This window comes from Streptomyces sp. NPDC104761 (assembly GCF_055583445.1).
Genome location: NZ_JBVJNZ010000003.1, coordinates 146,351 through 156,429, shown reverse-complemented (window position 1 = coordinate 156,429; position 10,079 = coordinate 146,351). Strand labels below are relative to the sequence as shown.

Sequence of the window (10,079 nt, the reverse complement as noted above, 5' to 3'; positions counted from 1 at the left end):
TTTTTGTGTTGCGTTTTTCTTTTTTTGCCTCCCCCCCCCCCCCCCCCCCCCCCCCCCCCCCCCCCCCCCCCCCCCCCGCCCCCCCCCCCCCCCCCCCCGACCAGCCCCCGCGGCGCCGCAGCCGGAAACCGGCAACAGCAGACCTAGCCCTCGTACTTCCGGTACGAAGGGTCCAGGTCCCGTACCTCCGCAGAGGCGTGCAGGGTGATCCCGTCGGTCGGCGTCACATGGCTGCGGACCAGTTCCAGCACGGCCTCCGTGAGCTTCGCCTTCGTCTCCTCGGTGCGTCCGGCGAGAAGCGCGACGGTCACGTGCACGAGGGCGTCGCTCTGGTCCATGGCGTTGTACCCGTACGCGGAGTACCCGTCCCGGAACATGGTCTTGCAGGCCTCCGGCTTGGCGGCGGCGATCTCGACGACCGTCTCGTGCAGCGCGCGTACGAAACCGTCCGTGTCGAAGACGTCCTCGTCGGTCAGCACAGCGGTGTAGTCGACGGTGATCTGCGGCATCTGCACTCCTGTTCTACGGCTACTGAAGTCCAGCCTAGTTCGCCAGGCTCAGCGCAAGGAGTGCGACGTCGTCCTCGCGGTCCCGGCCGAAGCAGGCCAGCAGGGTGTCGCACAGGGCCTCCAGGCCGGGCAGGGCGCCGCCGGCGGCGGCCCGGAGGTGCTCCATGGAGACCGTGAGGTCGGTGCCGCGGGTCTCGATGAGGCCGTCGGTGACCATGAGGAGCCGGTCGGTGGGTTCGAGGACCAGCTCGGTGGGGGGCGGATGCGGCAGGCCCACCCCGAGCAGCGGACCGGACGCCTTCACGTACTCCGCGCTGCCGTCGTCGCCCAGTATCAGCGGCGGGATGTGCCCGGCGTTGGCGACGCGGGTCCGCCCGGTCGCCGGGTCGATCAGGGCCAGGCAGACGGTGGCCGTGACGTCGGCGTGGTAGTGCTGGAGCAGCCGGTCGAGGCGGTCGGCGAGGGCGGCCGGGTCGCTCTCGGTGAGGCAGTAGGCGCGCAGCGCGTGCCGCAGTTCCACCATGACGGTGGCCGCGTCCAGCGAGTGCCCCACGACGTCCCCGACCGCGGTGAGCACCCCGTCGCCGACCCGCAGCGCGGCGTAGAAGTCGCCGCCGATCTCGGTCTCCTGGGAGGCGGGCTCGTACCGGACCGCTATGTCGACGCCCGGCAGCTCGGGAAGCTGGTGCGGGCGGGGCAGGAAGCTGTGCTGGAGGGTGAGCGCGACGTGCCGCTCCACCTGGTACATGAGCAGCGGCTCGGCGGCGAGCGCGGTGGCCTGGGCCAGCTGGGCCAGCAGCGCCTCGTTCTCCGGGTCGACCCTGCGCTGCCCGCGGGTGGGAGTGGCCACGCAGACCGGCACCTTGCCGTCCTGGGTGAGGACCAGCGTCAGCCGGGCGTCGTGCTCCACCCCGGGCCGGAAGAACCCGGTGGGCCACAGCGGCGTCGGCACGGTGGTGATCCGGACCCCGGACTGCCCGCGGGTGAGCCGCCGCAGCAGGCCGGCCACGTCCCGGTGGGCGCCCTCGTCCGGCAGGGCGAGGGAGGTGCGCTCCCGGTACAGGCCGCGGAACAGCTCGTCGTCCTGGTCGAGGACGAAGACGGCGGCGGGGCTGCCGAGGAGGCGGGCGGCGCCGTCCGCGGCGGCGTCGGCCAGTTCCTGCAGCGAGCGGGCCGACTGGATGGTGACGATCGTCTCCGACAGCAGTTTCAGCCGCCGTACCAGCGCCTGGTCGTCGGCGCGGAGCCGGGCGGCGCGCACCGCCGCCCGGACCGCCGCCTCGATCTCCTCCGGCTCGGCGGGCACCGTCAGATACGCCTCGGCCCCCGTGTCGAGGCCCGGGCAGCGGTCCGCCGGGGGGACCCGGAGGGCCGAGAAGTGCACGACGGGCAGGGCGGCCATGTGCGGCCGCTCCTTGAGCCGGCGACACAGTTCGAAGCCGCTCATGTCCGGCAGGTTCACGTCGACGAGGGCCACGTCGGGCAGGGCACCCTTGCGCAGCCGTACGTCGAGTTCGGCGAGCGCCTGCCGGCCGTCGGCGACCGCGACGACCTGGTGGCCGGCCCGGCGCAGGACGGTGCCCAGCGCGTACCGGCTCGCGGGCTCGTCGTCCACGACCAGCACGGTCGTGTCTGTCAGCTTGCCGTTGACGTCCATTCTCCCAGCCCCTGGACAACACCGGTGGGGCAGTACCCGGTTTCGGGCCTGCCCCACCAACGTAAGGCCTCGGTCACGTGGTCCGCGAGAACACCGCCACCGTACGCCCCGGAACCTCGAACGTACCCGTTTCCCGGTCGTACGATGCCGACTTGACGACGGAGTCCGCGCCCGAGGCCTGCACCGGGTGCAACCGGTAACCGGTTCCGGCCAGGGTGCCCACCCGCTGCTCCTGCCGCTCGGGGCTCGCGTTGAACACCACGACGAGGTCACCGAGTTCCATGGTGATCACGCCGGGCGTCTCGTCCTTCCCCGACAGCGGGAAGGAGAGCTTCGACTGCACCCGCGCGGCCGTGCCGAGCGAGAACGCCTTGTCGGTGGTACGGATCCTCAGCAGGTCCCGGTAGGCGGCCGAGGCCCCGTCGATCTGCGGGCACCCGACCTTCACCGAGGTCAGCAGCGGCCTGGCGTAGGACCACTTGGACTGGTTGTCGGCGGCCGTCGGCAGCCCGCGGCCGAAGCCGTTGCCGTCGGCGCAGTTCCAGTGGATGGCGTTGAACCAGTCGCCGCTGTCGAAGGAGTTGCGGTCCAGGGACTTGGAGCGCAGCAGGTCGGTGCCGGCCTGGGAGAGCGAGGGCCCCTGCGAGAGGGCGGCCGTGGCCATCGCCAGGACCTGCATCCGGGCCCGGTCGGACGCGGAGGTGCCGGCCGGCAGTTTGTACGTCAGCGCGTCGAACAGCGATTCGTTGTCGTGTGCGTCGACGTAGGCGAGGGCGTCGCCGGGCGCGTCGGCGTATCCGGCGGGCGAGCCGTTGTAGTCGATCTCCGCGCCGGTGACCTCCTTGCCGTCGCTGTCGGTGAACCTGTACTTGGCGAGGTTGCCGGTCAGCCCGACCTTGATCAGGTCCTGGTAGTGCAGGAGGCGGGCCTTCTGCTCCGCCTCGGTACCGTTGGCCGTCGAGGAGTTGGGGTCGGTGTAGAGGCCGGAGGCGAAGCCCTGGATGCCGGGGTCGTCGTCGAAGGGGCTGCCGCCGCGTACGGCGTCCCGGGCCCGGTCGGAGAAGGTGGCGATGCCGGTGCCGGCCATGTTCTGCTGGGTGGCCTGCACGAACCGGGCGTCGTTGGCGACCTCGCCGAAGTTCCAGCCCTCCCCGTACAGGATGATCTTCTTGCCGTCGACGCCGTCCTTCTTCAGGGTCAGCGCGTCGAGCGCCTTGCGGACGGCCAGGATGTTGGCCTTCGGGTGGTGGCCCATCAGGTCGAAGCGGAACCCGTCGACCTTGTACTCCTTCGCCCAGGTGACGATCGAGTCCACCACCAGCTTGCCCATCATGGCGTTCTCGGGAGCGGTGTTGGCGCAGCAGGTGCTGTTGGCGACGCTGCCGTCGGCGAGCAGCCGCTGGTAGTAGCCGGGCACGATCTGGTCGAGGACGCTGGTGTCCGCCTCGCCGCTGGCCGAGGTGTGGTTGTAGACGACGTCCATGACGACCCGCAGCCCGTCGTCGTTGAGGGACTTGACCATCTTCCGGAACTGCACGGTACGCGCGGTGCCGTCCGGGTCGGTGGCGTACGAGCCTTCGGGGACCGTGAAGTGGTAGGGGTCGTAGCCCCAGTTGTAGGCGTCCTTCGCGGCCACCGCGGAGACGCAGGCCTGCTGCTGCTCCGAGTCGGCCGGGTAGGAGGCGAGGTCGCAGCCGGGGCTCGCCTGGTCGGCCTTCTTCTCGGGCACGGTGGCGAAGTCGAAGACCGGGAGCAGATGGACGTAGGAAGTCCCGGACTCGGCGAGGGCCTTGAGGTGCTGGGAGCCGTCGCTGTTCTTGTCGGTGAAGGCGAGGTAGGTGCCCCGGTCGGCGGCCGGGACCGTGGAGTCGGCCACCGAGAAGTCCCGGACGTGCAGCTCCTGGATCTGGGCGTCCTTCATCGGGACGGCCTTGGGCTTGGTGTACGTCGACCAGCCGCCGGGGGCCAGGGACTTGTCGTTCAGGTCGACGACGAGGCTGCGTTCCGAGTTCGCGGTGAGGGCGACCGAGTAGGGGTCGGTGACCTTGTTGGTGACGACCTTCCGGACGCTGGGCGCCCAGACCTTCACGACGTACCGGTAGGGCTTGTTCTTCCAGGACGCGGGGCCGGTGACGGACCAGACGCCGGTGGCGGGGTCGCGGTGCATCGTCTTCGGCGAGCCGTCGAGTTCGAGGGCGACGGACTGCGCGGTCGGCGCCCAGACGGAGAGCGTGGGCTTTCCGTCGTGGAAGACCGGGCCGAGGTCCGCCGTCGTCGCCTTGGCGTACACGTCGTCCAGCACGCCCGCGATCTGCACGCCGGTCGCGGCCAGCACCGCGCCGTTGGCGGCGCGCTGGGAGGCGACGAGCTGCCCGCCGAGCGCCTCGCGCACCCGGCCGCGGTCGCGCGGGTCGACCGACCAGGCCGTGTAGTCCTTCAGGTACGGGAACTTCGCCTTCTGCGCGTCGGTGAGGGTGGTCTTCGTCAGCCGCAGCCACCGCTCGTCGTCGCTGGTCAGGGTCCCGTCCTTGACGGCGATCGAACCGTCGTGGGAGTACACCAGCTGGGTGGAGACCGCGCCGTCGACGCCGTCCCAGGCGACCGTGTCCCGGTCGATCCAGACCGCCTTGGAGGTGGACAGGTCGAGCGCGGCCGCGCTGCCGGCGGGCTGCGGGAGCAGGTGCTTCTCCTGGCCGTTCAACAGCCACACCTCGTAGCCGTCGGTCTTGAGGTCGAGTGACTGGTCGGCGGAGAGATCCTTCTCGTCGCCCTTGTGGATGATGTAGCTGAGGCTGGTGGCACCCTCGGTGAGCGGTACCTCGAAGACCGCGCCATAGGCATCAGTCTTCACCGGCTTCAGGGGGTTCGACCAGTCGGTGGGACTGGCCGCGCCCGTCCAGACGTGCAGGCCCCAGCCGTCGTAGTCCCCGTCGGCACGGTGGTAGTGGATGACGGCCTTGCTGGTGTCCTGTGCGGGGTAGGCGTCGGCCGGTCTCGTCGTGAGGACGTCCGCCTTCCCCTGCTCGATCCACACCTCGCCCGTCTTGGTGACGTCGATGGAGCGGTCGGCGGAGACGTCCTTGTCGCCGTCCTTGTCGACGACGAGGAAGCCGACGTTCGTGGCGCCGGGCTTCAGCTTGACGTAGGCGAAGGCGCCGTACGCGTCCCGGCCGGTGAAGGGGTGCCCGGCGGGCCAGGTGGTCGCCTCGCCGTCGGCGAGGTCGCCCCAGGCGTACAGGCCCCAGTTGTCGTAGTCGCCGTCGGTGCGCCGGTAGTGGACGACCGCGTAGTCGCGGGAGGAGGCGGTGGGCGTCTCGGCGGCGGGCGGGGTGCCGGAGGTGCTCTCGGCGAGCGCGCCGGCGGTGTGCCCGGCGGAGTCGACGACGACCGCCTTGTAGCGCAGGGCGGTGCCGGCCGGGACGTCCTTGGCGAGGGTCTGGGTGACCTTGTAGGGGGCGTGGTCGGCGGAGCCGAGGGTGGTCCACTTGCCGTTGCCGACCTGGGCGGCGAAGACGACGCGGTCGAGCTGTCCGCCGGTGACGTCCGCGGTGAGGTCGACGGTGCCGGTGGCGCCGGCGGCCGGGGCCTGGAGGGTGAGCTTCGGTGCGGTGGCGGGCCTGGCGAGGGGGCCGGCCGCCTTGTAGACGACGGCGGACTCGGCGGGGACGGTGACGGTCAGCTGCGCCGAGCCGTCGGAGGTGAGGGTGCCGTCGGTGCCGTAGGCGGCCCGGTAGCGCATGCCGGCGGAACCGGTGGCGAAGGTCGCCGTCTTCGCCGTGTCGGCGTTGTTGAAGGCGACGACGTACTCCTGGCCGGTCTTCGCGTCCGTCCGGGTGAACGCGTAGACGCCGGCGCCGTCGGCCGCGTAGCGCTCGGTCTGGACGCCGTCGGCGAGGGCGGGATTGTCCTTGCGGAGCTTGCCGAGAGCACTGATCTGCTTGTAGAGCGGTGCACTCGTGTCGTACGAGTCGCTGGCGGCGGTCCGGTCGGTGCCGATCTCGTCGTCGTCCAGGTAGTCGGCGACCTTCGACGCGAACATGGTCTGCCGGGCGTCCTTGTCGCCGCCGGAGCCGGTGAAGCCCTGCTCGTCGCCGTAGTAGACGACCGGGTTGCCGCGGCTGAGGAACATCACCTCGTTGGCGAGCCGGTCCTTGGCCAGCAGCTGCGCGTCCGTGGCCTTCGGGTTGTCCTGCTCCAGGAAGTACCCGATCCGGCCCATGTCGTGGTTGCCGAGGAAGGTGACCTGTTCGTAGGCGTTCGCCTTGTCGGTCGTGTACTTGTAGTCGTCGCCGAAGACGCTCGCGAGCTTCTGCGCGCTGCCGCCCTGGGAGGCGTAGGAGCGGGCCGCGTCCTGGAAGGGGAAGTCGAGAGTCGCGTCGAGGCGGCCCTGGGTGACGTACGGGGAGGTGACGGACGTGTCCGAGGAATACGTCTCGCCGAACATGAAGAAGTTCTTACGGCCGTGCCGGGCCGCGTACGTGTCCAGCGCGGTCGCCCACTGCGTCCAGAACTCCATGTTGACGTTCTTGACGGTGTCGATCCGGAAGCCGTCGATGGCGAAGTCCTTCACCCACCGCTCGTAGATCTTCTCCATGCCGCTGACGACCTCGGGCCGCTCGGTCCACAGGTCGTCGAGTCCCGAGAAGTCGCCGTAGGTCGCGGACTCGCCGGCGAACGTCGAGTCGCCCCGGTTGTGGTACATCGTCGGGTCGTTGAGCCACGACGGCACCTTGCTGTCGCCCGCCACGGTCGGGGTGCGCGGGAAGGAGGCGGTGTCCACCGAAGGGAACTTTTTGCCGCCGGCCGCGTAGTCGGCGTCGTCGAAGGGCCGCCCGTCCTTGGTCAGGTAGGGGAAGGCGCCCTTGGAGAGGTAGTCGTACGACTTCTCCTTGTAGTCGACGACGTCGGCGGTGTGGTTGGTGATGACGTCGAAGAAGACCTTCATGCCCTTGGCGTGCGCCTTGGAGATGAGGGTCTGAAGGTCCTTGTTGGTGCCGAAGTGCGGGTCGACCTGGGTGAAGTCGGTGATCCAGTACCCGTGGTAGCCGGCCGAGGCGTTGCTCCCGGTTCCCTGCACGGGCTTGTTCTTGAAGATCGGCGCCATCCAGATGGCGGTGGTGCCGAGCCCCTTGATGTAGTCGAGCCGCTGGGTCAGGCCCTTGAGGTCGCCGCCCTGGTAGAAGCCCTTGTCGGTGGGGTCGTAGCCGGTGGAGAGCCGGGAGCCCGTCAGGCCGCCCTTGTCATTGCTCTTGTCACCGTTGGCGAAGCGGTCCGGCATGACGAAGTAGAACTGCTCGCGGGTGTCGTCGTGCCGGGCGGGCTCGGCGGCGAGCCTCGCGTCGGAAGGCGGCGCGGGCGGGGCGGCGGCGTGTGCGGCCAGAGGCTGCACCAGCGCGGCGGCGAGGGCGGCGACGGCGACGGCCGCGACCCGTCTGACATGTATCACCGGCATGAACTCCTAGCGATAGCGGCTCTCTTGGGTCCGACCCCGCGCGACCGTATCGCTAACGAAAGGTTTACAGCAAGAGGCTTGAAACTCACAGCAAGAACTTTCACGAGGCGTATTGACGCGATGTCTCAACTGGCCCACGCTCCAGGGTTGTTGAAGCCTGTCCCTCGTGTTTCGGAGCCGCACATGACCGGACACCACCCCCCGGGTGTCTTCAGACGCACGGCCGTCGCGATCGCCGCGGGCGCCCTGGCGCTCGCCGGCGTCGTCGCCCTGCCGGCCACCGCCGCGCAGGCGGACACCACCGCCAAGGGCGACGTGATCGCCAACCTCTGGGAATGGAACTGGAACTCGATCGCGTCCGAGTGCACGAACGTGCTCGGACCGGCCGGGTACGGCGCGGTGCAGGTCGCCCCGCCCTCCGAGTCCCTCAAGCAGTCCAGCTACTACTGGTGGGACGTCTACCAGCCCTACTCGTACACCCTGAACAGCCGTTTCGGCACGGCGACGCAGTTCGCGTCGATGATCTCCGCCTGCCACGCGGCCGGCGTGAAGGTCTACACCGACGCGGTCATCAACCACACCGCCGCCCAGACCGGCACCGGCTACGACGGCACCACGATCACCGACAAGTACGACACCCCGGACTGGAACCCGGGCGACTACCACACCTCCGCCGACTGCCCCACCTCCGACCTGACCATCCAGGACTACTCCAACCTCACCCAGGTCCAGAACTGCGAACTGCTGGGCCTGCCCGACCTCAAGACCGGCGCCGACAACGTCCGTTCCGGTCTCGCGGCCTTCCTGAACAAGCAGATCGCCCTGGGCGTCGACGGCTTCCGGGTGGACTCGGCCAAGCACATCCCGGCCACCGACCTGGCGGCCATCGTGGCCAAGCTGAACACCACGACGTCCGGCGCGGCGCCGTACGTCTTCGACGAGGTCTACCCGGGCTCCACCCCGCAGCCCAGCGACTACTACGGCTCCGGTGACGTCCTCGACTTCACGTACGCGAGCAAGATGAAGTCGGCCTTCCAGGGCAATGTCAGCGACCTGTCGTCACTGTCCTCGTCCGGCATCCTGCCCGCCGCGAACTCGGTGTCCTTCGTCACCAACCACGACACCGAACGCAACGGCCTGGACATGAGCTACAAGGACGGCGACAGCTACAAGCTCGCCAACCTCTTCGAGCTCGCCTACAAGTGGTCGACGCCGACCGTCTACTCCAGCTGGCAGTGGACCCAGAGCGACCAGGCCCCGCCCAACTCCGCGGGCTTCGTCACCGACACGGACTGCTCCAGCGGCTGGAACTGCCTCGACCGCGACACCGCGGTCGTCGGCATGGTCGCCTGGCACAACGCGGCCGGCAGCGCGGCCGTCTCCAACTGGCAGACCATGTCGTCGAACGTCATCGGCTTCGGCCGCAGCGGCGCCGGCTTCTTCGCGGTCAACAACGGCTCGTCGTCGGCCACCTATACCTTCGCGACGGGCATGGCCGACGGCACGTACTCCAACGTCATCGACGGCGGCGCCGGCACGGTCACCGTCTCCGGCGGCAACGCGAGCATCACGATCCCCGCGAAGGGCGCCGTCGCCTTCTACAACTCCTCCTACACCTGCACGGTGGGCTGCGACGGCACCGGCGGCGGCAGCACCGGCGACACGGTGAACGCCACCTTCAACGAGTACGCGTCGACCACCTCCGGCACGAACGTGTACGTCGTCGGCTCCATCTCGGCCCTCGGCGGCTGGGACACCTCGAAGGCGATCCAGCTCTCGTCCTCCGGATACCCGATCTGGTCGGGCGAGGTGAGCGTCCCGGTCAACACGTCCTTCACGTACAAATACATGAAGAAGGACGCGTCCGGGAACGTCACCTGGGAATCCAGCGCCAACAGGTCGGCGACGACCACCACGTCGGCGCTCGACCTCGACAACTCCTGGAACGTGGCCGACGCCGACGCCACCGACGTCACCTTCAACGAGTACGCCACCACCGACTACGGCACCAACGTCTACGTCGTCGGCTCCGTCGCCTCCCTGGGCTCCTGGAACACCGGCGACGCGATCCCGCTGTCCTCGGAGTCGTACCCGACGTGGAGCAAGCTGGTGATCGTCCCGAAGAGCACCGCCTTCACCTACAAGTACATCAAGAAGGACAGCTCCGGGAACGTGACCTGGGAGTCGGGTGCGAACCGGTCGTACACGACGGGCACCTCGTCCGGCTACACGACGAGTGACACCTGGAAGTAGTCGAGCGGTGGCGGACAGGTACGGAAATTTCCTGCCGCCTCTCGTGAACAAATCCGGAGTACCGCGCATCTGACCTTGTGTACTGCACACGAGGACGGCGCGGGGCGGATACCAGGGTCCCGGCCGCCACGCGCGCGTTGGAGCCCGTCCCCCTCACCCCCCCCCCAAAAACCCACCACCTTTCCCCCCCCACCCCTCCCCCCCCCCT

At 69.4% G+C, this 10,079-nt stretch carries 4 protein-coding genes; 1 reads left to right on the top strand and 3 read right to left on the bottom strand.

Annotation, left to right across the window (positions count from 1 at the left end; genetic code table 11):
• Positions 1-143: 143 nt before the first annotated feature.
• The 3 genes from ACZ63F_RS10445 to pulA all read right to left on the bottom strand — a co-directional run bounded on the left by ACZ63F_RS10445 (position 144) and on the right by pulA (position 7,612).
• Positions 144-509: a 5-carboxymethyl-2-hydroxymuconate Delta-isomerase gene (locus tag ACZ63F_RS10445; RefSeq protein WP_469710064.1), complete on the bottom strand. Its 366-nt coding sequence runs from the start codon at positions 507-509 to the stop codon at positions 144-146.
• 34 nt (positions 510-543) lie between these two features.
• Entirely contained in the window at positions 544-2,166 is a 1,623-nt protein-coding gene (locus ACZ63F_RS10440; RefSeq protein WP_469710063.1) for a SpoIIE family protein phosphatase, read from the bottom strand.
• 73 nt (positions 2,167-2,239) lie between these two features.
• Positions 2,240-7,612, bottom strand: coding sequence for a pullulanase-type alpha-1,6-glucosidase (gene pulA / locus ACZ63F_RS10435; protein WP_469710062.1), 5,373 nt, complete (start codon positions 7,610-7,612; stop codon positions 2,240-2,242).
• A gap of 189 nt (positions 7,613-7,801) precedes the next feature.
• Between pulA and ACZ63F_RS10430 the strand changes: the two genes are divergently transcribed.
• Complete coding sequence (locus ACZ63F_RS10430) at positions 7,802-9,871, top strand: carbohydrate-binding module family 20 domain-containing protein (protein ID WP_469710061.1); 2,070 nt, start codon at positions 7,802-7,804, stop codon at positions 9,869-9,871.
• Positions 9,872-10,079: the final 208 nt, after the last annotated feature.